Source organism: Actinoplanes sp. NPDC021490, from assembly GCF_055562135.1.
The window spans coordinates 48,605-70,829 of sequence record NZ_JBVHFW010000027.1; the positions used below are offsets into that span (position 1 = coordinate 48,605).

Genomic DNA, 22,225 nt, shown 5'->3' on the forward strand with positions numbered 1-22,225 from the left:
CCTGGTTCCACTGCCCGCGACCATCGAGGCGGCTCGCGCGGGGGAGATGGGCAAGGACTTCGCGGTGGTGGCTCCGAGGCCAAGGACCTGGCGCAGGAGACCGCCAAGGCCACCGAGCAGATCACGGCCCGGATCGGCGCGATCCAGTCGTCGAGCGCGGCCGCAGCCGCCGCGATCGGCCAGATCGCGCAGGTCGCTATCCGTATCGGCGACTACACCACGACCATCGCCTCGGCCGTCGAGGAGCAGACGGCGACGACCGCGTAGATGAGCCGCACGGTGACAGAGGCCGCGGCGAACAGCGGTGTGCTGCTGAGCCGCAGGGGTAGCTGCCGCCTCGGTCGAGCCCGGCCCAGGCTTGCGCACGGTGTCGATCGCCATGCTCAAGGTGCGTGCGGCCCAGGCGCGTGAGCTTCAGGCCGCGGCCAGTGCCACGCGGTTGCGTCCGCCTCTCTTGGCCTCGTAGAGGGCCGCGTCCGCGCGGGCGAAGAGCGCGTCCGAATGCTCCTGGCCGTCCCAGACGGCGACGCCCGCCGAGAAGGTCTGCTCGGATGGTGTCAGTGGGCGCAGGCGGTCGAGCAGTTCCTCGGCCAGCGCGCCGCCGCCGTTCGGGACGCGCAGCGCCGGCCTCGATGCCGTGGCCGAGCACGAGGTGCACCGCGAAGTACGGAACTTCCGCGCCGGCCGGACGAGCCTGCTGATCTCACACCGTCTTGGGGCCATTGCCGACGCCGACAAGATCGTGGTCCTGGCCGACGGCGTCGTAGCCGAGGAAGGGGACGACACAGCGCTCATGGCCGCAGCGGGCACGTACGCCCATCTCTTCACCCTCCAGGCGAGCGGATACCTCCGGGCCGGGGCCGACCGGTGACGATCGCGAGGGGCCTCGCTGTCAGCGTTCTGGCTCTGGCCAGCCTGACCTGGTGGGCACGGCGGCGGTTCGTCATGGTGACCGTCCTCGGCGAAAGCATGGCTCCGACGCTCTCGCACGGAGACCGCGTCCTTGTACGCCGTGTCCGCCCAGACCGGACCCGGACGGGAGATGTCGTTGTGGCGGCATGGGGCAACCCGTACCCGGCCGCCCGTTCCCGTTCACCATCGCGGAGCCGGAGCCTGGCGTCCCGTCCACGCTGGCGCCGTGGGTAGTGAAGCGGCTCGTGGCCGGGCCGGGCGACCCTGTGCCGGAAGCGATGCGAGCCGTCGTCCCCGACGAAACGGTTCCAGACGGCAAGTTCCTGCTGATCGGCGACAATGCGTCCGCCAGTACCGACTCGCGGGAGTTCGGCTACGCGCACGCCGAGTATCTCCTCGGCGTAGTTGTACGCGGATCGTCACGCCAACCATCCAGCAGGGCGCGCTGACTTCACGACGTTGACTGCCGACCGGGGCGGCGCCCGGGAAGGGCCAGGACATCACCGAGAGCGCCGGCTGGGCCGGGCCGGCTGAGCGCTCGCCGAGCTGGGGGAAGGATTCCCGGGACGAGTACGGGACGGGTGTCCCTCGTTCCGGGCGAGGGAGACGAAGCGCCGGCCGGTCTGGCCGGAGGCGCTGAACACCAGGATGGTCGCCATGTCGTCAGAGTCTGAACTTGATGCCGGTCATGTCCTCGGACGCCTGCCACAAGCGGCGGGCGATTTCGGGCTCCTGCGAGTGCCGGGAGCGGCCGATCAGCTCGGCGCCGCCGCGCATGTGCATAGCGTGCTCGGGTCCGGTGAACGCGCCCGGCGGAATGTCGGCGGTCGCGGCGAACAGGACAGGGAGCGCGCCCTGCTCCGGGGTCTGTGCCAGGTAGCGGACGATGAGCTGGGTCAAGGTGCCGCCGCTTCCCCTGGTCATGGGAGTGGTGACGAGGCCCGGATGCGCGGCGGCGGCCAGGACGGGGGAGCCGGCTTCGGTCAGGCGGCGCTGCAGTTCGGTGATGAAGAGCAGGTTCGCGAGCTTGGACGCAGCGTAGACCCGTGACTCCTTGTACGGGGTCCGCTCGTAGTTAAGGTCGTCGAAGTTGATCCGCCCGGCCCGTTCGGCCTGGGAGGAGAGCGCGACCACGCGGCCGGTGACGTGCGGAAGTAGCAGATTCGTGAATGCGTACGGGCCGAGGTGGTTGGTGCCGAACTGCAGCTCGAAGCCGTCCCGGGTCAGTTGCCGGGTCGCCGAGGAGACGCCGGCGTTGTTCACCAGCACGTCGATCGGGCCCGCCCAGGCGTCGGCGAAGCGGCGTACCGAGTCGAGGTCGGCCAGGTCGAGACGGCGCACGTCCGGGTGGCCAGGGATCGAGGCCGCCGCGGCCGCTCCCTTCGCGGTGTCGCGGACGGCGAGAACGACGTGCGCGTGAGCGGCGCCGAAGGCTTTCGCAGTGGCCAGGCCGATGCCACTGGATGCGCCGGTGATGACGACGGTGCGGCCGGTCATGTCAGGCAAAATGGTCATGCCCTGAAGCTAGGCACTGTCTAGAAACTAGTCAACGCCTAGGATCTAGACAGTGACTAGCGACACGATATGCTGGGAGCATGAGTCGGCCCTTCCATCACGGCAATCTGCGTGCGGTCCTGCTCGAGCAGGCGGAGGCGATGATTCGCGAGGGTGGCGTCGACGGGCTGTCGCTGCGGGAACTCGCCCGGCGGGCTGGGGTCAGTCACGGCGCGCCCCGCAGTCACTTCATCGACCGGCAGGCGTTGCTGGACGCGCTCGTAGTGCACGGCTTCGAGCGGATGACCGAGAAGATCGGGGCCGCGCTGCGTGCTCCGGGCACGGTCCACGAGCGGTTCCGCCGCGTCGGGCGGGCGTACGTGGACTTCGCCGTGGAGGATGCGGCGCTGATGGAGCTGATGTTCGCGGCCAAGTCGAACGACGCCGCCGGGCCGGTCACCCACGCCGCGGTGCGCCTGTTCACCCTGCTCGACGAGGCGCTGGCGGACTCCTCGGGCGACAGTTCCGGCGGCCAGACCCGGGAACGGTTCAAGCTGCTGTTCGCCGCGGCCATGCAGGGGACCGCCGCCCTCATCACGTCGCGGCGCATCACGCGGGATCAGGGCGAAGTGCTCGTCGACGACGCGACGGACGCGCTGCTCTCCTCGGAGCTGGGCGCGGGCATCCTGGTCGACGAGAAAATGATGTAGGCGCGGCCTACCGGCCATTGCGCTGAGTGGGCACCTGCCACATAGGTTCGCACTGCTTGCCCCACGATTCGCCGCGGGCGTGTTGTGGGCCGCGAGCCGCGGCGCGACCGTCACTCGGTCGCCATCGCGGTGCGGGTTTCCGACCCGTCCGGTCCTGTGCCTGCTACAGGTTTTCCTGCGCCTATCGGGCCAGATCGGACAGGGCCGGCCGGATCGCTTCTCCTTGGGGCGTCGCCTGGTTGCCGCTCACCAGGCCACCACGCCCTGGGTGCTCGGCTGCAGGGTGCCCAGCCGCAGCGAGGCGATGGTGATCTGGCTGCGGTTGGGGTCGGGGAAGCCCAGCAGTTCGGCCACGACTCCAGGCGACGACCGGACCAGGCTGCCGCGCAGCGTGTTGCCGGTCGGGCAGTCGCTGCTGTCCCGGTCACAGGCCCGCCACTTCATCCCCTGGAAGGCCCCGCCGCCGGACTTCAGGAGGATGTCGACGGCCGGGCCGGGTTCGTCGACTGTTGTGGTCGGCACGGTCACCGGCTCGTCGGCGGCGTTGTAGAGCCGCACGAAGGCCCGGCCGTCGACCCGGCACGGCGTGCCGGACCGGTTGGCGACCGAGATGAGCCCGCGCTGGGTGCCGATCGCGGTGGGGTTCTCGTTCTGGGCGCTGATCGAGACCTCGATGTCGGCGTTGGTGCACAGCCGGGCCTTACCGGACGGCAATGGCTCGGCCGTCACCCCGGCGCCCGCCGGATTCGCTGTGGCTGAGCGGGCCGGTGTGGGCGGGCCGTCCGGCGTGGCCGAGCGCGTCGGTGTAGCTGAGCGCGTCGGTGTGGCGGGGCCGGTCGGGGACGGAGCGCCGCTGGAGGGCGGCGGGGCGACGAGATCACCCGCTTCTGGACGGCTTTCCGCAGCCAGGTCGCGTCCCAGGCCGAAGGCCAGTATCCCGGCGGCGACCGTGGCGACCGACGCGGCGGCCAGCATGGGGACCGCCCAGCTCCGGCGCCTAGGCCCGTGCGCCGTGGCGACAGCGGCCGCGGGGCTCCGGGTCGGCGGGCTCGGTCTGATCACCGGCGCCGGTGCCGGTGGCACGCCATAGGCCACGAGGGCGTCGATGAGCTGCGCCGCGGTCGGTCGCCGGCCCGGGTCCTTCGCCAGCGCGGCGGCGACCAGGTCGCGCAGGGGAGTCGGCAGGTCACCGAGATCCGGCGGCTGGGTGAGAATGCCGGCCGCGGTTGCTACCGGGGAGTCGGCGGCGAACGGGGTACGCCCGGTGCCGGCGTAGGTCACGATGACGCCCCAGGCGAAGACGTCGGCGGCCGGCCCGGCGACCCGGTCGGTGGCGGTGTCGAACCGCTCCGGCGCCATGTACGCCACCGTCCCGACCATCTGATCGGTGGCGGTGTGATGGCTGGTCGCCTCGAACGCCCGCGCGATGCCGAAGTCGATCACCTTCGGGTGTCCGAGTGCGAACAGGACGTTACGGGGTTTCAGGTCACGATGGATGACCCCGGCGCCGTGGATGGCGGCCAGCGCGGTCGCCACCCCGACCGCCACGCTGTGCAGGTTCCCGCCGGTCAGCGGGCCCTGCTCGGCCACCACCTCGGCCAGGCTGGGCCCGTCGACGTACTCGGTGACCAGGTAGGGGATCTCATAGTCGGCGTCCGCGTCGAGCACTTCGGCCGTACAGAACGGCGGCACCTGGCGGGCCCGGTTGACCTCGCTGCGGAACCGGGCGCGAAACTCCTCGTCGTACGCGAACTCGGCTTTGATGGCCTTGATCGCGACCGCGCGGCCGTCGCGGCCGCGGCCCAGATAGACCGTGCCCATGCCGCCCTGCCCGAGGCGCGCCTCCAGCCGGTACTGCCCGAGCCGGCGGGGATCCGCCGGCCTCAACGGACTCCTCATCCGGTCGCCGCTCCCCGGTCCGGTCGATCACGACGGACGAAACGATACCCGCCCCACCGCCGCGCCTTTCCCGGGCCAGATTGACGTACGGCGAGGACGGGACACCGGCCAGGATTCCGGGGCGCCGCCGGCGTCACCGCGATGGCTACTCGCCGTCGACCGCACCGCATGGCCGGGACCACAATCGGAAGCAGTAGGTTTCGCGTCGGCTTCGCGCACCTCCGGGTGCAGAACAGCTGGAACTGACGTTCGTTCGGCAGCATGCACTGATCCGTTATCTTTCAGTGCGTTTTAGTAAGCACATGATCGATAGTCCTGCCTTGCGGTGGGACGGTCCCGGTCTGACCCGTTGATGCGGTGCCGGGTTCACGCTTCACGGCCACCTGCCCGCGGAGGCGGGTCTTCTGGTCGGCTCCACGTGCTGCCACCGGGCCACTCCCGGCGGTGTCGAACTGAGCCGCGAGGGCAGCCAGGTTGAGTGAGGCGTTGTGGTCGCGGTCGATGACCAGGCCACACGCCTGACAGGACCACAGCAGCAGGTAGATCACCTGGAACGGCCGCGACGACCGCGACAGCATGCCGAGGAGCAGCGCCAGTGCTGGAATGAACAGTGCGCCACCCACCCAGGCGGCCACACCGGCCAGGTCTGCGGCGATGAGCAGCCGGATCAAGGCCACCGCGCCGACCAGGGAGGCCAGCAGCACGCCGGCGGCCCACGAGGACAGCAGCCGCCGGCGCCGGCTCGGGTAGGCAGCGAGCATGCCGGTCATCTCGTGCTCACTTTCCTGCGAGCCCAGGCGAGACCACACCAGCGTCGGCCAGACCCAGCACAGCGCGAGCGCGACCGGAGCGACGTTCTCGCCGGCCACCACCGCGGCCAGCACGCTGAGCCCGGCCGCGACGGCCCACCACCACCGGCTCACGCCGCCGAGCAGAATGCGGGTCTCGGCCCGGATCAGCCGCAGCACACCCGAGCCGGGAACGGCCGGTGTTGCCGGCCGCCTCACCTCGAGGCTCGGCACCGCCTTCGGCGTCACCGTCTCGACCGACGGCTCGGTCTTCACCGGGACGCGGACCCGCCGGCGCGGACCACCGCTGGCCGGGTCGAAACGGTGGAACCAGATGCTGCCCAGCAAGGCCAGCCCCAGCGCGACGCCGAGCACGACGAGCCGTTGCGCCGCGAACGCGCCCCAGAAGTCCGCGCCGGACCAGGCGAACGGGACCAGCGGCGATTCCCGCTCGACCAGTCCCACGCCGAACTCCGCCGCTTTGGCCCCGGGGAACTCCCGCGCGATGTCGGTCTGCATCGAGTCCGTCACCAGCTTGAGGCCCAGGACGTCGTTGCCGCCGCCGGACTGCAGGAAGACGCTGCTCGCCATCCAGAGGAAGACCCAGACGATGTTGCCGATGCCGCCGCGGAGCCCCGCCACGGTCTCGAACAGCACCGCCGCGGCGGCGGTGACCGCCAGCACCGGGAGCGTGATCAGCAGGAACGGGGTGATCAGCGCGATCGGGTCGACGCTGCGATCCTCACCCCGCCAGAGCTGCATGGCCAGAGCGGTGACGGCCAGCGCGCCGGTCATCGAGGCCAGCACGGCGAAGTTGCTGATGAACTTGCCGACCAGGTACGGCGCGCGCCCCAGCGTGGTGGTGGCCAGGATCTGCCCCACACCGGTGGCCTCGTCGCGGGCCACCGCGTTCTTCACGACGTAGAAGCCGGCCAGCGACAGCCAGACCGCGCCCGCGAGTGCCGTCACCGTGCCCGTGTAGGCGCTGGTGTATTCGCCGCGGTAGTCACCGAACTGGAAGATCTGCCAGCTCGAGTCGGGCGCCGGGACGGCCAGACAGCCGAGGGCGACGGCGGCCAGCACCACCACCGCGTACACGGGGCGCCGGGAACGCTCGCGGAAGTCGGCGACCACCAGGGCGCCGAGCAGCCGTGGGCTCACAGGCCCGCTCCCGTCGGCGAGTCGTGACCCCAGCCGCGCACCGTCGCGAGATAGACGTCCTCAAGGTCGGGCGTCATGCGGGTGGCGTCCGGAGTGGGCGGGTCCTGCGCCAGCACCCGGGTTCGCACGCCGCGCGGGGTCACGACGGCCCGGTCCACCAGGTGGCGTTCCCGGAAGGTGGGCAGGGCCGTCGGGTCGACCAGCGACTCCCAGACGAAGCCGTCGACCGCGGCCAGCATCTCGGTCGGGTTGCCCCGCCGTCGCAAACGGCCGCCAGAGACGATCGCGATGTCCTCGGCGACCGCTTCCACGTCCGAGACGATGTGGGTCGACAGGATCACGATCCGGTCGCGGCCGAGGTCGCTGAGCAGGCTGCGGAAGCGGGTCCGCTCCTCCGGGTCGAGGCCGGCCGTCGGCTCGTCGAGGATGAGCAGTTTCGGGTCGTTGAGCATTGCCTGGGCGATGCCGACCCGTTGCCGCATGCCGCCGGAGAACTTGCCCAGCGGCCGCCGGCCCACGTCGGCCAGGTTGACCAGTTCGAGCAGCTCCGTGATGCGTTCCTTGGCCGAGCGGGCACTCAGCCCCTTCGCCGCCGCCAGGTAGGTGAGGAACTCCCGCGCACTCAGATGGGGATAGATGCCGAAGTCCTGCGGCAGGTAGCCCAGGGTGCGGCGCAGCGTCTCGGGGTCGGACGCGATGTCGTCCCCCTCCCACGTCACCCGGCCGGAGGTGGGCCGGGTGATCGTGGCGAGGATCCGCATCAGCGAGGACTTGCCGGCGCCGTTGGGCCCGAGCAGACCGAGCACGCCGGGACCGAGCTCCAGGGTGAAATGGTCGACGGCCACCTTGTTGCCGGCGTAGACCTTGGTGACCTCGTGCGCGGTGAGGAGCGCCGCGCTCATGCCGCGGCCACGGTGATGTCGCCGCTGTCGGTGGTCACGTCGATCGGGACGCCGGAGGTCGACTGCTTGACGCTGATCTGCGTACGGCCGCTCTTCGCCTTGGTGGTGACATGGTAGGCGTTGTCGCCGCTGGGGACCGTCACCTCGACGTCGCCGCTGGTGGCCGACGCGGTGACCGGCTCGCGGCCGGCGCCGAGCCGGATCGTCATCGATCCGGAGTCGCTGTTGACCGCGACCTTGCCGGAGCTGCCCTGCTTGATCGAGACGGTACCGGCCTTCGTGGTGGCCTTGACGTCGGCCTCGACGTCGTCGAGCTTGATGGCGCCGCTGTCGGTGGTGACGTCGAACGGCGCGCCGAGGCCGTCGACCGTGACGCGGTTCGCCCCGGCCTTCACCGTGACCTTCACTTTCTTCGGGACGGTGATCTTGTAGTCGATGGAGCAGTCGTCGGCGCCGAACGAAGGCGGGCACTCAGAGCCGATCCGCAGGGTGTCACCGTCCTTCTTGATGTCTTCGGACGGGGCCCTGTCGGCGGTCTTGGTGATGGCGCGGTCCACGGTCAGCTTGTCACCGGAGTTGATCGAGATGCTGCCGATCTCGTGGTCGATGACGAGGGCCGACACACCGCTGTAGGAGTCGGTGCGATCCTCCGTCTCGGAAGACCCGCTTTTGAGTGGGTCGCACGCCGTGGCGAGCAACAGGACGCCACCGGCCGTCGCGATGGCCGCCAGCGAACGGAGGTTTCTGCCGTTCCTCGTATTGGTGAGCACGATCCGACCCTAGGGAGCGCAGCGGATGTCCTCATCGGCCTGCGGACGGATTCGAGCGCGGGGCCGGGCAACTTTAGGTTCGCCCCAGTTCGTTCCACAGGCCGGTGATCTCCGGAGGCGCACCCTCTAGCCTCGGAGACCTCAGGGAGAAACGAGCGGAAGGGCCGCCGCGTTGACCGACCAGGCACGAACGACCGGCGCGTGGCGCCGCCGACGGGATGCCGTCGTGAGCTACCCTCGGCGCCATCAGCGGCAGGCCGACGCGGCCCTCGCTCTCGGTGCCTCCCTGTGGCACATCCTGGCCTGGGTCAGTTCGGCCGCGCCCGACCCGCGCCATCCGCTCTGGGTCAACGTGGTGGCGCTGTGCGCCCCGACCCTGCCGCTCTACTGGCGTCGCACCCGCCCGCTGGTGACCTTCGCGGCGGTCGGCGCCGGCTACTTCGTGTGGTATCTGGTGGCCGGTCCCGACATGCGCGGGCAAATTGCCATCGCCTTCGTGGGCATCGCGCTCTACTCGGCCGCCCGCTACACGCCACCCCGGCGCAGCCTGCTCGCGGCCGGCGCGATGGCCGTGCTGCTGGCCTTCCCCGACCTCTACGGGATGAGTCAGGAATCCGGCCCGCCGCTGCAGCGGCTCCTGCTGAGCGGTGTGCTGTTCGCCTTCCTGCTAGCCATCCCGATTTGTGTCTGGCTGCTCGGCTGGGGCCAGCGCCGGCTCTGGGAGGATGCCGAGCAACTGCGCCGGCTCACCGGGCAACTGCGCGCGGAGCAGGACCTCAACGCCCGCCGCGCGGTCCTCTCCGAGCGCGCCCGCATTGCTCACGACCTTCACGACGTCGTGGCGCACCACGTCAGCGCGATCGCGGTCCTGGCCCGTACGGCCGAGGTCCTGTTCGACGACGACCCGGCCGGCGTGCGGGCCAACATCGGCATCCTCGGCACGACCGCCGACACCGCGCTGATCGACATGCGCCGCCTGGTCGGCATCCTCAAGACCGAGTCGTCGCCCTCCGGCCTGGCCCCAGAGGCCTCGCTCGAGCACATCGACCAGCTCACCCGGGCCCTGGAGGCGTCCGGCTGCGAGGTGGTGATGGAACGGCAGGGCACGACCCGCGGGTTGTCCGCCGCGGTCGAGAGCTCGGCCTACCGGATCATCCAGGAAGCGCTGACCAACGTCATGAAGCATGCGGGCCCGACAAGCGTACGGGTCGAGCTGCGCCGCACCACCGAGCAGCTGTCCATCCTGGTCGAGAACGGCCCGCCCGCTGCATCGCACGAATCGATGGGCGGGTCGGGGCTCGGACTGATCGGGCTCCGCGAACGTGCCGCGCTGTTCGGGGGCACGGTCCGGGCCGCCCGGCTGGACGGCGGCGGCTGGTCGCTGGCGGCCTTCCTGCCCCTGATCGATCGATGACCGCGACCGCCGTATCTCTAGTGGAGTGACATGACCGTACGAGTGCTGCTGGTCGACGACCAAGAGATCATCCGCATGGCGTTGCGCCTGCTGATCGACCGCAACCCCGACACCCGGGTCGTGGCCGAGGCGGTCAACGGTCGCGATGCGATCGACAAGGCCTTCGAGCACGAGCCCGACGTCGTGGTGATGGACGTGCGGATGCCGGTCATGACCGGGGTCGAGGCGACCGGCCGGATCCTGCGCGACTGGCCCGGCGAGGGCCCCCGGCCCCGGATCCTCGTCCTGACAACCTTCGACCTGGACGAGTACGTCTACTCGGCGCTGCGCAACGGCGCCTCCGGCTTCCTGCTCAAGAACACCATGCCCGATCAGCTCACCGAGGCGATCCGAGTGATCGCGGCGGGCGAGGCGATCCTGGCCCCGGCGATTACCCAACGGCTGATCCAGACCTTCGCCGGGCTGCCGCCCGGCCTGCTCGGCACGTGGGCGGAAAACGCAGCCGGCCCGGTCAGCCGGGAGGCCGAGGCGCTGGGAGCATTGACCGAACGGGAGCTCGAAGTGCTGATCCTGGTCGGCCGGGGGATGTCCAACGCCGACATTGCGAGCCAGCTCGGCTTGAGCGAGTCCAACGTGAAGAGCCGGGTGAACCGCATCCTGGGCCGGCTCGGCGTGGCCAACCGGGTGCAGGCGGCGATCATGGTGCACAACGCCGGGCTGCTCTCCACGCCCCGCCGGAGCCTCGACGGCAGCTGACCCGGACGCGCTCAGCGCAGGAAGAGGCACTGGCCCGGGAGCTCACCGCCGCCGCCGTCGGAGCAGCCGAGCGTCAAGCGGTCGCGGTCGCGCTCGCGCTCGCTGCGGTCAGCCGGGCGTCCAGCTCAGCCAGGACCCGGCCGAACGAGGCCGCCGGCAACTCTGGGCCTGCGACCTTGCCTACGATCAAGGCGATGCACGCACCGTGCAACGACTCATCGGCGAAATCGATGAGAGCACCCTGCGAACGGCCGACAGGGCCCGGCTGACCTGGCTGCGAGAGGCGTATTACCAAACCGCGTGGTCCGGGCCGGAACGGCTGCTGAGCTATGCCGACCTGGTCGATACCATGCGCCGCCAAGGCGAGTCCGACCTGGCGATCAGGGCGCTCTGCGATCTCACGTTGCGCATCTACTACTCCAGTCCGCCGGCGTTCGTCCGGGATCGGTTCACCGATGTCACGCACGCGCTCGGGCCGACCGGTGACCACCCGGCTCTCACTGCGGTCCTGCTGCACGTCGCACCGATCGAGCACGGCGCCGCCGGACTGGCCTGGCTGCGGCACTTTGTCCATCAGGTGGATCTCACACCGCTTCATCGGGGCGAACTGGCCAAGGCTGCCTTTGCCATCGGCGCGTTCAAGATGGCCACGACGTTCGCGATGTCCAGCGCGGCCGACCTCCGCTCGCAGGGCCGGATCGGCGTTCTGGCCCAGGCCGTCACCTCAGCGGCGTCGGCAGCCGCGGCGCTCGGCGACACGCGGGCCGCGCTCCCGCTGGCCGCCGAGGGCGTGGTGCTGGCGGAGGAGACCGGGCAGCCGACGTGGGTGCTGGGCGGCATCCTGGTCCTTGCCCTGGCCGAGGCGCTGCGCGGCGATGTCGCTTCGGCCCGCCGACGAGCCGAGCAGGCCGAGCAGGTGCTCCATGCTGCTCGCCGCCTGCCGATGCTGGCGCTCGTGCAGCGGGCGCGGGGGTCGCCGCGCTTGCCGAGGGCCACGCGGACGACGCGTTCCGGCAGCTGATGCGGGTCTTCGACCCGGCGGACAGTGCCTACTTCCCGAACTACCAATTGTTCCTGGTCGGGAACCTGGCCGAGGCCGCTGTGCTCGGGGGATACCTGGACGAGCTGCGCCCGGTGGTGTCCGCTCTGGAGCCGGTCGCTGAGCAGAGCCAGTCGCCCGCGCTGCGAGTGGGGCTCAGCTACGCGCGTGCGGTGCTGACCGGAGACTATGCCCCGGCGCTGGCCGAAGACCTGACTGAGTGGCCGTTCGACCGGGCCCGGCTGCAGCTGACCTACGGGGTTCGCTACGCCGCTCGTACCGGATCGCGCAGAGCCGGCCGGCACTGCGGGAAGCCGCGGCCACCCTTCGATGCGCTCGGCGCCACCCCGTGGGCCGACCGGGCCCGGGCCGGTACCGCGAGTGCGTCCAGGTCGAGTTCCTCGATCGGGACATACAGGATCTGCAGTTCGCCTGCGGCGTACGGGGCATCGAGATCTGTGCCGAAGTCGCGGGCGCGGGCCAGAATCTCCGCGGGAGTTTCCTGGAATGTGATGTAGAGGCAGTGTTCGCCGTTTTCCAGGCCGCTGGTGATGAAGCCGAGGGCATGGTGGATTTGCCGATGCCGGATGGGCCGGCTACGACGGTGGCGTCGCCGGCCGATACACCGCCGCCCATCAGATCGTCGAGTCCGGCGGTACCGATCTGTATGCGGCCGGTCGACGCCGGCGGACGCGAGGTGAGATGACGCGTCTCCGCGCGGGGGAATACCTGTACCCCGTTGACTCTTTTGCCGCCGAGAGAGCCCGTCGGCGTGGGCGGCGGCGTCTTGAGTCGCCGGTGGCCTCTGGCGGTGTGCCGAGGAGCGGTTGACCGCTGTTTGGCCGATGATGGTCGTATGTCGTTGCCGGATCTGGACCCTGATGAGTATCCACCGATCGATCCTGGCGAGCCCGCGCCGGATGACGCAGGCGAGTTGTTGCCGGATACGCCGGATGAGCTGCCGGATGCCCCGGTCGAGCCGCTGCCCGATGACGGTGAGGAGGGTGGCGTAAGGGAACCGGCCTAGCGTCGACGGAGCATCCGGATTTACCGCGATTGGCGCTGGCGCACTGTCCGGTGCTACGCCTCGGTCGCGGAGCGCCGCAGCGCAGCCGCCCGGTGACGAGTCGTCTGTGAGAACTGGGGCGAGTCTTTTGCCGGGGCCAGGGCATCGTTGGTCGTGGTATCGAGCGGGCCAACCGGCCTCCAACCAGTCGAGGGCCAGCGATCGCCAGTAGTCGCTCCAGCGCGGACGGCGACTCGAAGATTTATCCGCCGGTCGCTGCGCCGAAGCAGGATGTCTCGGCTCGCTACTTGGCCGAGGGCGGGCGCAGCATCCTGCTGCCGACCGGACGACTCCCGCGTGGTGACGGTCGGCGCGCTGGCCGGCCGGACGCCGATCGGGATCTCGCCGCGCGCCGCAACCGACCCTGTGGTGCGCGGCGGCCAATACCACGGTCCCGAAGAGGGCCTTGCCTGCGGACTCCGCGGCTATCCGACGCTGATCGAGTTGACGCCACAGTCACACGGCCGGAGAGCCGGCGCCGCTCATGGACGTTATCGGAGGAACTCACCGACGTCAGGTGGCTGAGGGTTGCCGGATCGACGGTGACGTGCAGAGGAACACCGCCGTAGCCGCCGCGACGATCACCGCCGCGCCCTCGACGCATTCGTTGCGAATCTCGACGGCCGCGCTGTCGGCCGACTCCCGGTACGCGGCCGGCCAGTCGAACAACAGCCATTCGACGGCACCCACGCGAGTACGGACCTGCGGCACGCCGGCCTGAGGTGGATGGCCGAGGCCGAGGTGCTACTGAACATCGCGGGACACGGGCGATCACCACGACACAGCTGAGTTTCCCCGGCTTCCCGAGACTAGAGCTGCGTCACCGCTACGTAGGCGGTCCGAAACGTTTCGGTTCAGGTTGCGGCGGTCGGGACTCCGAAGCAGTCGCCGTTGTGTGGACAGGTCGTAGATCTGCTCCTTGACCACACGCCAGAGAGTTCCGTAGCAGGCGTGCCAGCTCAGAGCGTCCAGGGAACCGGCGGCGCATCGTAAAGCTATCGATGTCTGTCTATTGACGGACGCAAGAGGTACGCGATAAGGTCCCGAAAACGTTTTCGGTTAAACCGAAGTTTGCATGAATCGGCGTCGCCGCCACGACGGCCCGGCTGGCTGGCTGCAGTCATGCGGCCCGCACTGATGCTCCCTCCAGGAGAGTGAGACATGCGCCTACCTCTATCGCGCAGGCTGCTGCCGGCGGCGCTGGCAGCGGTCCTCGGCGCCGGCGTCGGCGTTGCCGCCGTCACGCCCGTGGCCGCGAACCCCGCCGACGGCAGCACGACACTCGCCCGCCCGGCCAACGACCGATCGGCGCAGCGCGGCGCCGACGCTCCGGTCCTCGGCACGGTTCCGGGCCTGACCGGCGCGGCCGCCGAACGCGCGGCCGGTGCCGCCGCGACACGGTTCCGCTCGATGACTGCCGACCGTGGCCGTCAGATGCGCGCCGCCGCCGGAACGGACACCGATCGGGCCGGCCGCGCGGCACGGGCCGAGGACTATCTGCACACCGCGTGGGGCACCGCGTTCTCGCAGCCGGCCGGCAAGGGCCTCAAGGCGACGCACAGCGTGTTCACCGGCGCCGCGGCCGTCACCCACGGCGGCGACGTCGTGTATGCGCCGACCTCGCTTCCGTCCGGCGGTGCGTGCATGGAGATGACCACGGCCTACACGTCGGGCGGGCCGGTGTTGTGGGCCTGGGACTGGTGCGCCGGCAACGCCGGCGTCGGGAAACTCGTCCACATCGACGCCGGCTTTCTCGCGACCTACACCACGACCGTGAACGGCCAGGCGGCCTACAGCACCGACATCCACCAGACCAACGCGAGTAGCAACACCTGGTCGTCCTACCTCTACAACTACCAGACGCATGCGTGGGACGCCTTCTACACCAGCTCCGGCTCCTACGACCTGGGCGACAAGAGCTTCGGCTGGGACATGTTCGAGATCTACTCGACGCGAGACCCCGGCACGAACGCCGCATGGTACTGCGCCGGCATGGCCGGAAAGCGGTTCGAGGCCAGCAGCATCCAGATCAACCTGAACTCGACCTGGTCCGCCGCCACGCCCGCCAACTCCTACTCGTACGGCAATCCGCCGCCGCCCGGCTCGCAGTTCGACTGCCCTGCCCTGACTTTCACCATGGTCCACGCGAACGACGACTGGACCGCGCAGATCGGCGGGGGCACCACCCAGCCCGGCGGCAACCTCGCGGCCTCGGCGACACCCGGTGCGTCGTACACCTCCCCGTGGGAGAGTGCCGCCGCTATCAACGACGGTGCGCAGCCGCCGTCGTCCAACGACACCACGAACCCGCGCTGGGGCACGTGGCCGAACCAAGGCGAGCAATGGGCCGGGTTGACCTGGTCCCAGTCCCAGCGGATAACGTCGGCCGAGGTGTACTTCTTTGACGACAACGCCGGCGTGCGCCTGCCGTCCTCCTGGCGGCTGCAGTACTGGAACGGCAACGCGTTCGCGGACGTCCCGCAGCCCAGTGGCTATCCCGTGGCCGCCAACCAATACAACAGAGTCACCTTCCCCGCGGTGACCACAACCCAGCTGCGGGCCGTTCTGCAGAGCAACAACGCCTCCGTCGGGCTCCTGGAGGTGCGGGCGTACAACGCCTGACACCCGCCGGCGACCGAAAGGCGGTGGATTCGCGGACTCCGGCTCGGGCGCATATTCCGTAACTGCGGCCGGGGACAGCCCGTTGCACGGTTCTTCAGGCGAGCGGCCAGAACTCCACCCTATTCAATCGATGCAGCGTCTGACCCGCCAGGTTCCGTTTGTCCAGCCGGCCTGCAGCCAGGCTATTGACGCCAATCAATTTTTGTATGCTCCCGAAAACGATTTCGGCATGCCCTGCACTTGGGCCGGGACAAGGGCGCGCCTCGATCAGGAAGGAAACGAGATGGCATTCAGACGTACTCGGCGCCTTTTGGCAGTCGCGCTCGCGGCCGGCCTGGGCGCGACACTCTCGGTCATGACGATGACGGCGCATGCCGCCGCCGCCGGCTGCCGGGTGTCGTACACGGTCAGTTCGCAATGGCAGGGCGGCTTCGGCGCCTCCGTAGCGGTGACCAACCTCGGTGACCCGATCAACGGGTGGACGCTGCGTTGGTCGTTCGGCGCCGGGCAGACCGTCGGCCAGGCGTGGAACGCGACCGTGACCCAGTCCGGGGCGGCGGTCACCGCGGCCGGCGTGAGCTACAACGCGGCGCTGGCCACCGGCGCAAGCGCGTCGTTCGGCTTCAACGGAACCTGGACCGGGTCGAACCCGGTGCCGACCGGCTTCACCCTGAACAACGTCGCCTGCACCGGCAGCGCTACCACGACACCCCCGACGACCCCTCCGACGACCGCCCCGACCCCGACGCCGACAACCGCCCCGACCACCGCGCCGCCGAACGGAACGCCGCCGGCCGGGACCGTCCGGGTCTACTGGCTCAAGCCCACCGACAAGGCGTTCGACCAGCGGTATCCCGACGGCATCACCGCCGTCATGAAGGAAGCGCAACGGTTCTTCAAAGCTCAGCTCGGCAAGACGTTCACGTTGAACAACCCGGTCGTCGAGGTCGTCAACGGCCTGCACGACACGAACTGGTACATCACCAACAACTGCACCGGCAGCGACCACTACTGGTGCGTCGTCGACAACGGGCAGCGCGAGCTGCAGCAGCGGTTCGGCGCCGACCGCCGGTGGATCAACGTCGAGGAGGTCAGCGCCGAGGAGACGAACAAGTCCGGCGGCGGTGGCGGCAACGGCTGGGTGCTGCTCAGCGGCCACGACGCGGACGGCGCCGCGGGTGTCAACGGCCCGATCAACCGCTGGTACGGCGGGATGGTCCACGAGCTGGGCCACGCCTTCGGCCTGCCCGACGCCACCTCGACCGACGGCACCTGCATGTCGGCCTCGCTCTACGACTATCCCAACTGCACTTTCAGTCAGACCCAGAAGAACGGCATCCTCAACGGTCCGTTCGCCAGTTTCCTGTCCTGACGAAACGTCAGCGTGGACGAGGGCGAGGGTCTGCTGCGTGCCCCGCAGCAGACCCTCGCGAACCCGCGCTGTCGACAACCAGGCGGGCCGGCGCGCCGGGAATCTCAGGAGAGAGTCACTACTGCTGCCGACGCCGGCGCTTCACTTCACGGGCACTTTCGTTCTGAACAGTTTCTCTGCATTTCGGAACGCAATCTTTTCCTTGTCGGCGCGTGGCAAATCGACTCCGCGGAACCAGTCGGTCTGCGCCTTGATGTCCGCGAACGGGTAGTCGGTTGCGAACATCACTCGATCCACGCTTATGTGCTTCAGCAGGAGATCGAGCAGTTCGGTCTGGGGGAATGCGCTGGTGGTGACCCAGAAGTTGTCCTGGAAGTATTGCCCGAAGGGCTTCTTGAGCGAGTTTTCGGTCGGCTCGCCCATGTCATTGATGATCCGCTCGTAGTAGAAGGGAAGACCTTCACCCATGTGGCCGATGATGATCTTCAGTTTGGGGAATCTGTCGAAGACCCCGTACGTGATCATCCGAATGCATTGGGTCAGCACCTCCTGGTGCCAGCCATATCCGGACCCGCTGAAAATGTAGGGTTGGAACTCTTTTGTGTATTGAGCCCGTGTGGTGCTGTACAGAATCTTGAAGATCTCGTCAGCTGGATAGCCGGGATGCAGGTAGATCGGCACATCGAGAGCAACGGCACGTGCCAGCACAGGCTCGAAATCGGGATGATCGAGATACTTCTTCGTGATGTGCCCGTTGGTCAATGCGCCCAAGAAGCCATCTTCCCGAACCGAGCGTTCCAGTTCGTCCGCCGCCGCCTCCGGGCTCTGCAAGGGCAAGGTGGCGAAAGCCTTGAAGCGGCCCGGATATTTGGCGATCGGCCCGTCTACAAGTTGCCGGTTAAGACGATAGGCAAGGTCGATGCCCCTTTTCCCCGGGATATTTTGCACGGACGGCGTATGAGCAGAGAGGATTTGAACGTTGAGTCCTCCCGCGTCCATATCGCCGATGCGGCGTTGGCCCAGATCGGCGAGACCAATTTCCTTCAGGAACGCTATGTGATCCTCGTTGATGGAGTTCAGCTTCAACAACGTGGGAGTCGAAAATGTCTCCTCCGTGCCGATGAAGGGCAGGTCCCGGTCTCGCTGGTACATTTCCGCGGTCTTGTCGGCGTTCTGGTCCGGAGCCTGGTCCGGAGTCTTCTTGTTGTCGCTCGCTGCCGAGGCAATGGCATGCGAGGACACGCCGGCGCCGATGCCGAGTGCCGTGGCGGCGGCCAGGAAGCTGCGGCGTCCCATGGGCTTCATGTCAGTCTCTCTTCAGTTGTTTGTGGGGTGTGGTATCCGTACGGCATCCGTCTGCGAGATGCTTCAGACGCGTGCGTACTGTGCGGGCCGGCCGCGGCGGGCCCGCATCGTTGTGGGGGTGCGACCCACAGGCGGCGTCCGGGTACGCCGTCGCCGGAGCCAGGGTGGAAGCCCCGAACCTTGACAGCCCGGGCGGCGCTTTCCCTGACGACGCTGCATCCACTGTCATCACTAGTCTCCTGCCGACGGATTACCTCGCTCATCTGACGCCGACTTCGTACCTAGCGAATCTGAGACGACCATTAATGTGCTGCTCCAGGCCTTGAGTCGCACCCTTCACGGCCGGCCGGCATTCACCGAAGCGGCGCACGCCGAGCTGAGCGCTGTGGTCGATCGTCCCGGCCACGCATGTAGACGCGCAGCGAACGCCTCGATCCCTCCGACGTCGGCCTGCCGGCGCGCGCCCGCCGTCGCACGTGATCGGGTGGAACCGGGCCGCGCGGCTGATCCTGTCGGACTACCAAGCCATGGCTCCCGAGGACCGCAACATTCTCAAGCTCATGTTCCTTGACCCGGTCACGCGCGGGCAGCTGCCGGAATGGGAGCTGGAAGCCGGGAGGATCGTGTCGGCATTCCGGCGCGAGCTGACGCGCTGGGGCGCCACCGAACGGGCGGAAGAAATCATCGAGGAATTGCGGGCCCGCAGCGCCGTCGTGCACCGTCGACGATGCGCCCGGGCTCGGCCTGGTGCTCTACACCCCCGACACCGACGACGCGCGTCGCATGCGGCAGCTGCTCGACCGTTGAGAGGGGTATGGGCCATACCTGCATAAACGCTGCATGGATACCGTTCCGGGCCCGGGCAACCATCGGTGGTGCAAGCCCTCCGGGAAGGAAACGACAGTGACCACCACACCCACCACCGATATCGACCGGCAGATCCGGCAACGGATGCAGGACTGGAAGAACGCCTTCGAGGCCAAGGACGTCGACGCCATGATGTCCTTCTACGCCGGCGGCGACGCCTTCAGCGCCTTCGATCTCATGCCGCCCATCGAGTTCCGCGGCGGCGCCGTCTGGCGCGAGAACTGGGTCAGCTTCTTCACCGCCTTCGGCGGCCCGCTGCGCCTCGAACTCGCCGGACTCGAGGTGCATAGCAGCGACCAGCTTGCCGTCGCCCGCGCTTTCGTGCGCCTGGACGGCACCATGAACGGCCAAGACACCGACATGTGGGTCCGCACGACCAACTGCTTCCGCCTCATCGACGGCCAGTGGCTGATCTTCCACGACCACGTGTCGATGCCCGTGGACTTCGCCACCGGCCGCGCGCTCATGCACCTGACCCCGAGAAGCCGTTCGGATGAGCACACCGATGAACCCGGCGACCGAAGCCGCACTCGACCGGCTCTCACACGGCTTCACCAGCCCGCCACGCTCGCCGATCCTGCACAACCCGGCCGAGGAAGGCCTCGCGTACGAGGATGTCAGCTTCCCCTCGGCCGACGGCGTGCCGCTGGAGGGCTGGTTCATCCCGGCTGACTCCGACCGGCTGGTCATCGCCAACCACCCGATGGGCTTCAACCGCGCCGGCCTGCCCACGCAGCTGCAGCCGTGGGCGTCGATCTGGGGACCCAGCGGCAACGGGATCGAGGTCAACTTCGTCCCCGACTGCCGCATCCTGCACGAGGCCGGCTACAACGTGCTGGCCTACGACCTGCGCAACATGGGCCTCAGGGGGGCCGCCAATGGTGGCGCAGTGACCAGCGGCCTCTACGAGGCACGCGACGTACTCGGCTCCCTGCGCTATGCCGCACAGCGACGCGACACGGCGACCATGCGCGTGAGCCTGTTCAGCCGCTGCCTCGGCGCGAACTCCACCTTCGCGGCGATGCGCCAGGATCCCGCAGCGTTCGAGCACGTCCACTCCCTGGTGGCATGTCAGCCCGTCTCCGATCGCGTCATCATGGGGCGCATGCTGGACCTGCTCGGCGTCGGTGCACACCATCTCGACGACCTGGACCGGCGCGTCAAGATTGGCACCTCCGTCGGCTTCGGTGAACGCCCGGACGCCGCCTGGGCGCGCCACGTGCGCATCCCGACCTACCTGTACGGGGTGCACGACGACACCCTGACCGTGCCCGCAGACCTCGAGCAGACGTTTGACGTCATGGACGTCAAAGACAAACACCTTGCTTGGGTACGCGGCACGACGGCCCGTTGGGACGGCTACCTGGAGTTCCAGCGCCGCCCCGAGCCGATGCTCGACTGGTGGCAGCGACACCTAAGCTGATCGCACACCGCGTATTTGCCGGCCGGACGGCGTACTGAACCGGTTCCCGAATGGTCGCACCGAGCGGTGGCTGCACCTGCCTCGTCACGAGCGGGCCCCTACTGCTCGTGCTCTGAAGGAGTTCGCCGCCTGACCTTGTCGGGTACGGCGACGAGGTCAGTCGGCGTGGTGTCTCAGTTTCCCGGCGTGAGTTGGAACGGGTCGTAGTCGGTAGTTCCCTTCGCGGTGTGCACCCGTACGGTGAACGCCCCCTCGCCGGCGGCCGGGCCTGGCCACCAGGCACCCCACCACGTCGCCTTGGCGCTGGTGCGAATCACCTTGCCGTCGCCGAGGACGATGTCGACGCCGGTGACCGACGGGTCGATCCGGCCAGTGACCGACGAGTACTCGTCGTCGCCCTCGCCTCGCGCGCTGAGCATTTCGATGGTGATCGGCTTCGTCGCGGTGGCCGGGCGTGATTCGTCCATCGTCATCCAAGCCAGTGGCTGGTCGGCGTCGACGACCAGGCACTCCACAACGACCGCGCCCTGCTTCAAGATCAGCTGGGTGGTCACACCGCGCTGGTCGGCCAGCACTACCTGATCAGGGGACACACTCTTGGGATCGAAGCCCCCGACACCTCCATCGGCACACGCTTCCGCCTGTGGCAGCACATCAGCGCCGGTCAACGAGCCGGGGGTCGGAATCCAGTCGGCGACCGCCTTCTCCGCGGTGCTCGGGAACAGCGCGGGCACGCCCAGCGCCGCGGTGACCGCGACGGCAGCCGCCGCGACCAGGCCGACGCCGAATCGGCGGGACTTCAGCACCGCGGCGCGAGGGGCCGGCGTCGCGTCGTTCATCGTCCGCTCCAGGTCGAGGCGCGACCGGTTCCACTCGGCTTGGCTCGGTTCCCGCTCCGCGGCCGGGTCGAGCGCGGTGAACTGCTGCAGATCGTGAAGATTCGTGGTCATGACTGCCCCCTGATGGCCTGCGGACGGGTGATGGACAGAGTTGAATCGGCGGGCGTGCCGGCGTACGCGTCCAGCAGGCGCTGGCGCGCTCGGCTGAGCCGCATGGCGAAGGTCGACACACGGACACCGACCACCTCGGCTGCCTGAGTGACGGTCAGGCCGTCGAACAGCACCAGAGCCAGTGCCTCCCGGTCGGCCGGCCGCTGCGCCTGCCAGGCGCGCCGCAGGTCCACCCGGCCGGCGGTCGCACCGGAGTGGTCATCCACCGGGCGGTCCTCAGCGACCATCCGGACGTCCAGCGCCTTGCGCCGCAGCCAGCCCCGCGTCTGGTTGGCCATCACCTTGCGGGCCACCCCGAACAGCCATGGCCGCGCATCGTCGGGCATGTCGTCGTAGCGCCGCCATGCCGTGAGGAACACCGTCGAGACGATGTCCTCCGCCTCCGCGGGCGGCACCCGCCGTTCCACGAACCGCAGCAGATCGGGGTACGTCTGCGCATGCACCTGCCGGAAGCGTTCCTTCCGGTCATCGTTTGCCGTTGCCGTCATGCCCCCTACCTGTCCGGGTCCCCTCCAACGATCACACATCGATTCGCAGAATCTCCCGACCGCCAACGGCGCCGCGCTGCCCCGGCTCGGGTTGTGCCCGATGAGGTGGCATTGGTGCCGGACGCCCTGGTGGGCCGGTTGTCGCGGTGGCTCAGGATCGCGATGGGTGAGCTGCGCGAATAGATACGGCGAGCGCGAGCAGACCCGTACGGATCATTTGCGGGAGG

The 22,225-nt window shown here is 68.9% G+C and carries 24 protein-coding genes and 1 pseudogene; 14 read left to right on the forward strand and 11 right to left on the reverse strand.

Features of this window, described 5'->3' with window-relative positions; all coding sequences use genetic code 11:
* Position 1 precedes the first annotated feature (1 nt).
* Positions 2–264: pseudogene (locus tag ACZ3I4_RS45575) on the forward strand (methyl-accepting chemotaxis protein); the annotation flags it as partial.
* Between the two features lie 150 nt (positions 265–414).
* Here ACZ3I4_RS45575 and ACZ3I4_RS45580 read toward each other — a convergent pair.
* The gene (locus tag ACZ3I4_RS45580) at positions 415–723 is read right to left on the reverse strand and encodes a diguanylate cyclase domain-containing protein (protein ID WP_465388415.1); all 309 of its coding nucleotides are present in this window, start codon (positions 721–723) and stop codon (positions 415–417) included.
* Between ACZ3I4_RS45580 and ACZ3I4_RS45585 the strand changes: the two genes are divergently transcribed.
* The 3 genes from ACZ3I4_RS45585 to ACZ3I4_RS45595 are packed head-to-tail and all read left to right on the forward strand — an operon-like array spanning position 638 to position 1,361.
* On the forward strand, positions 638–871 hold the full coding sequence (locus ACZ3I4_RS45585) for a hypothetical protein (protein WP_465388512.1): 234 nt from the start codon (positions 638–640) through the stop codon (positions 869–871). The two genes, ACZ3I4_RS45580 and ACZ3I4_RS45585, sit on opposite strands and share 86 nt — an antisense overlap.
* Positions 868–1,146 (forward strand): S24/S26 family peptidase, encoded by a 279-nt coding sequence (locus ACZ3I4_RS45590; RefSeq protein WP_465388416.1) that lies wholly within the window; start codon positions 868–870, stop codon positions 1,144–1,146. The genes ACZ3I4_RS45585 and ACZ3I4_RS45590 overlap by 4 nt, the downstream gene beginning before the upstream one ends.
* A gap of 44 nt (positions 1,147–1,190) precedes the next feature.
* Positions 1,191–1,361: a S26 family signal peptidase gene (locus tag ACZ3I4_RS45595; RefSeq protein ID WP_465388507.1), complete on the forward strand. Its 171-nt coding sequence runs from the start codon at positions 1,191–1,193 to the stop codon at positions 1,359–1,361.
* 214 nt (positions 1,362–1,575) lie between these two features.
* Here the strand turns inward: ACZ3I4_RS45595 and ACZ3I4_RS45600 are convergent, their stop codons facing one another.
* The gene (locus ACZ3I4_RS45600; protein ID WP_465388417.1) at positions 1,576–2,427 is read right to left on the reverse strand and encodes an oxidoreductase; all 852 of its coding nucleotides are present in this window, start codon (positions 2,425–2,427) and stop codon (positions 1,576–1,578) included.
* A gap of 80 nt (positions 2,428–2,507) precedes the next feature.
* Between ACZ3I4_RS45600 and ACZ3I4_RS45605 the strand changes: the two genes are divergently transcribed.
* On the forward strand, positions 2,508–3,116 hold the full coding sequence (locus ACZ3I4_RS45605; protein ID WP_465388418.1) for a TetR/AcrR family transcriptional regulator: 609 nt from the start codon (positions 2,508–2,510) through the stop codon (positions 3,114–3,116).
* A 246-nt stretch (positions 3,117–3,362) separates the two neighbouring features.
* Here ACZ3I4_RS45605 and ACZ3I4_RS45610 read toward each other — a convergent pair whose 3' ends face one another.
* The 4 genes from ACZ3I4_RS45610 to ACZ3I4_RS45625 all read right to left on the reverse strand — a co-directional run bounded on the left by ACZ3I4_RS45610 (position 3,363) and on the right by ACZ3I4_RS45625 (position 8,636).
* Positions 3,363–5,003, reverse strand: a complete 1,641-nt coding sequence (locus tag ACZ3I4_RS45610) for a protein kinase domain-containing protein (RefSeq protein WP_465388419.1) — start codon at positions 5,001–5,003, stop codon at positions 3,363–3,365.
* A 293-nt stretch (positions 5,004–5,296) separates the two neighbouring features.
* A complete protein-coding gene (locus ACZ3I4_RS45615; RefSeq protein ID WP_465388420.1) occupies positions 5,297–6,964 on the reverse strand; it encodes a hypothetical protein in 1,668 nt (555 codons plus the stop codon).
* Complete coding sequence (locus tag ACZ3I4_RS45620; RefSeq protein WP_465388421.1) at positions 6,961–7,866, reverse strand: ABC transporter ATP-binding protein; 906 nt, start codon at positions 7,864–7,866, stop codon at positions 6,961–6,963. The genes ACZ3I4_RS45615 and ACZ3I4_RS45620 overlap by 4 nt, the downstream gene beginning before the upstream one ends.
* Positions 7,863–8,636, reverse strand: a complete 774-nt coding sequence (locus tag ACZ3I4_RS45625; protein ID WP_465388422.1) for a DUF4097 family beta strand repeat-containing protein — start codon at positions 8,634–8,636, stop codon at positions 7,863–7,865. Before ACZ3I4_RS45625 ends, ACZ3I4_RS45620 begins: the two co-directional genes overlap by 4 nt.
* A gap of 226 nt (positions 8,637–8,862) precedes the next feature.
* Here ACZ3I4_RS45625 and ACZ3I4_RS45630 point away from each other — a divergent pair, with 226 nt between their 5' ends.
* The 3 genes from ACZ3I4_RS45630 (at position 8,863) to ACZ3I4_RS45640 (ending at position 11,827) form a co-directional block, all read left to right on the forward strand.
* Positions 8,863–10,050, forward strand: coding sequence for a histidine kinase (locus tag ACZ3I4_RS45630; protein ID WP_465388423.1), 1,188 nt, complete (start codon positions 8,863–8,865; stop codon positions 10,048–10,050).
* 30 nt (positions 10,051–10,080) lie between these two features.
* Positions 10,081–10,806 (forward strand): response regulator, encoded by a 726-nt coding sequence (locus tag ACZ3I4_RS45635; RefSeq protein ID WP_465388424.1) that lies wholly within the window; start codon positions 10,081–10,083, stop codon positions 10,804–10,806.
* A gap of 205 nt (positions 10,807–11,011) precedes the next feature.
* A complete protein-coding gene (locus ACZ3I4_RS45640) occupies positions 11,012–11,827 on the forward strand; it encodes a hypothetical protein (protein ID WP_465388425.1) in 816 nt (271 codons plus the stop codon).
* Positions 11,828–12,110: 283 nt separating this feature from the next.
* Here ACZ3I4_RS45640 and ACZ3I4_RS45645 read toward each other — a convergent pair whose 3' ends face one another.
* Positions 12,111–12,767 carry an RAD55 family ATPase gene (locus ACZ3I4_RS45645; protein ID WP_465388508.1) on the reverse strand — a complete coding sequence of 219 codons (657 nt, stop codon included), beginning with the start codon at positions 12,765–12,767 and terminating at the stop codon, positions 12,111–12,113.
* On the opposite strand from ACZ3I4_RS45645, the gene ACZ3I4_RS45650 reads away from it, so the two are divergent.
* Complete coding sequence (locus ACZ3I4_RS45650; RefSeq protein WP_465388426.1) at positions 12,702–12,872, forward strand: hypothetical protein; 171 nt, start codon at positions 12,702–12,704, stop codon at positions 12,870–12,872. The genes ACZ3I4_RS45645 and ACZ3I4_RS45650 overlap by 66 nt on opposite strands.
* A gap of 552 nt (positions 12,873–13,424) precedes the next feature.
* Here the strand turns inward: ACZ3I4_RS45650 and ACZ3I4_RS45655 are convergent.
* Positions 13,425–13,601: a hypothetical protein gene (locus ACZ3I4_RS45655; RefSeq protein ID WP_465388427.1), complete on the reverse strand. Its 177-nt coding sequence runs from the start codon at positions 13,599–13,601 to the stop codon at positions 13,425–13,427.
* 471 nt (positions 13,602–14,072) lie between these two features.
* On the opposite strand from ACZ3I4_RS45655, the gene ACZ3I4_RS45660 reads away from it, so the two are divergent.
* Together ACZ3I4_RS45660 and ACZ3I4_RS45665 are read left to right on the forward strand one after the other, a co-directional pair.
* A complete protein-coding gene (locus tag ACZ3I4_RS45660; RefSeq protein ID WP_465388428.1) occupies positions 14,073–15,533 on the forward strand; it encodes a hypothetical protein in 1,461 nt (486 codons plus the stop codon).
* Between the two features lie 283 nt (positions 15,534–15,816).
* Positions 15,817–16,905, forward strand: coding sequence for a cellulose-binding domain-containing protein (locus ACZ3I4_RS45665; protein ID WP_465388429.1), 1,089 nt, complete (start codon positions 15,817–15,819; stop codon positions 16,903–16,905).
* A 141-nt stretch (positions 16,906–17,046) separates the two neighbouring features.
* Here the strand turns inward: ACZ3I4_RS45665 and ACZ3I4_RS45670 are convergent, their stop codons facing one another.
* A complete protein-coding gene (locus ACZ3I4_RS45670; RefSeq protein WP_465388430.1) occupies positions 17,047–18,210 on the reverse strand; it encodes an amidohydrolase family protein in 1,164 nt (387 codons plus the stop codon).
* A 476-nt stretch (positions 18,211–18,686) separates the two neighbouring features.
* Here ACZ3I4_RS45670 and ACZ3I4_RS45675 point away from each other — a divergent pair, with 476 nt between their 5' ends.
* From ACZ3I4_RS45675 to ACZ3I4_RS45685, 3 genes are all read left to right on the forward strand, one after another.
* Positions 18,687–19,043, forward strand: a complete 357-nt coding sequence (locus ACZ3I4_RS45675; protein WP_465388431.1) for an MmyB family transcriptional regulator — start codon at positions 18,687–18,689, stop codon at positions 19,041–19,043.
* A 70-nt stretch (positions 19,044–19,113) separates the two neighbouring features.
* Positions 19,114–19,749: a YybH family protein gene (locus ACZ3I4_RS45680; protein ID WP_465388432.1), complete on the forward strand. Its 636-nt coding sequence runs from the start codon at positions 19,114–19,116 to the stop codon at positions 19,747–19,749.
* Entirely contained in the window at positions 19,655–20,500 is an 846-nt protein-coding gene (locus ACZ3I4_RS45685; protein ID WP_465388509.1) for an alpha/beta hydrolase family protein, read from the forward strand. Before ACZ3I4_RS45680 ends, ACZ3I4_RS45685 begins: the two co-directional genes overlap by 95 nt.
* Before the next feature lie 173 nt (positions 20,501–20,673).
* Here the strand turns inward: ACZ3I4_RS45685 and ACZ3I4_RS45690 are convergent, their stop codons facing one another.
* Together ACZ3I4_RS45690 and ACZ3I4_RS45695 are read right to left on the reverse strand one after the other, a co-directional pair.
* Positions 20,674–21,450 carry a hypothetical protein gene (locus ACZ3I4_RS45690; protein WP_465388433.1) on the reverse strand — a complete coding sequence of 259 codons (777 nt, stop codon included), beginning with the start codon at positions 21,448–21,450 and terminating at the stop codon, positions 20,674–20,676.
* Entirely contained in the window at positions 21,447–21,998 is a 552-nt protein-coding gene (locus ACZ3I4_RS45695; RefSeq protein ID WP_465388434.1) for an RNA polymerase sigma factor, read from the reverse strand. Before ACZ3I4_RS45695 ends, ACZ3I4_RS45690 begins: the two co-directional genes overlap by 4 nt.
* Positions 21,999–22,225 lie beyond the last annotated feature (227 nt).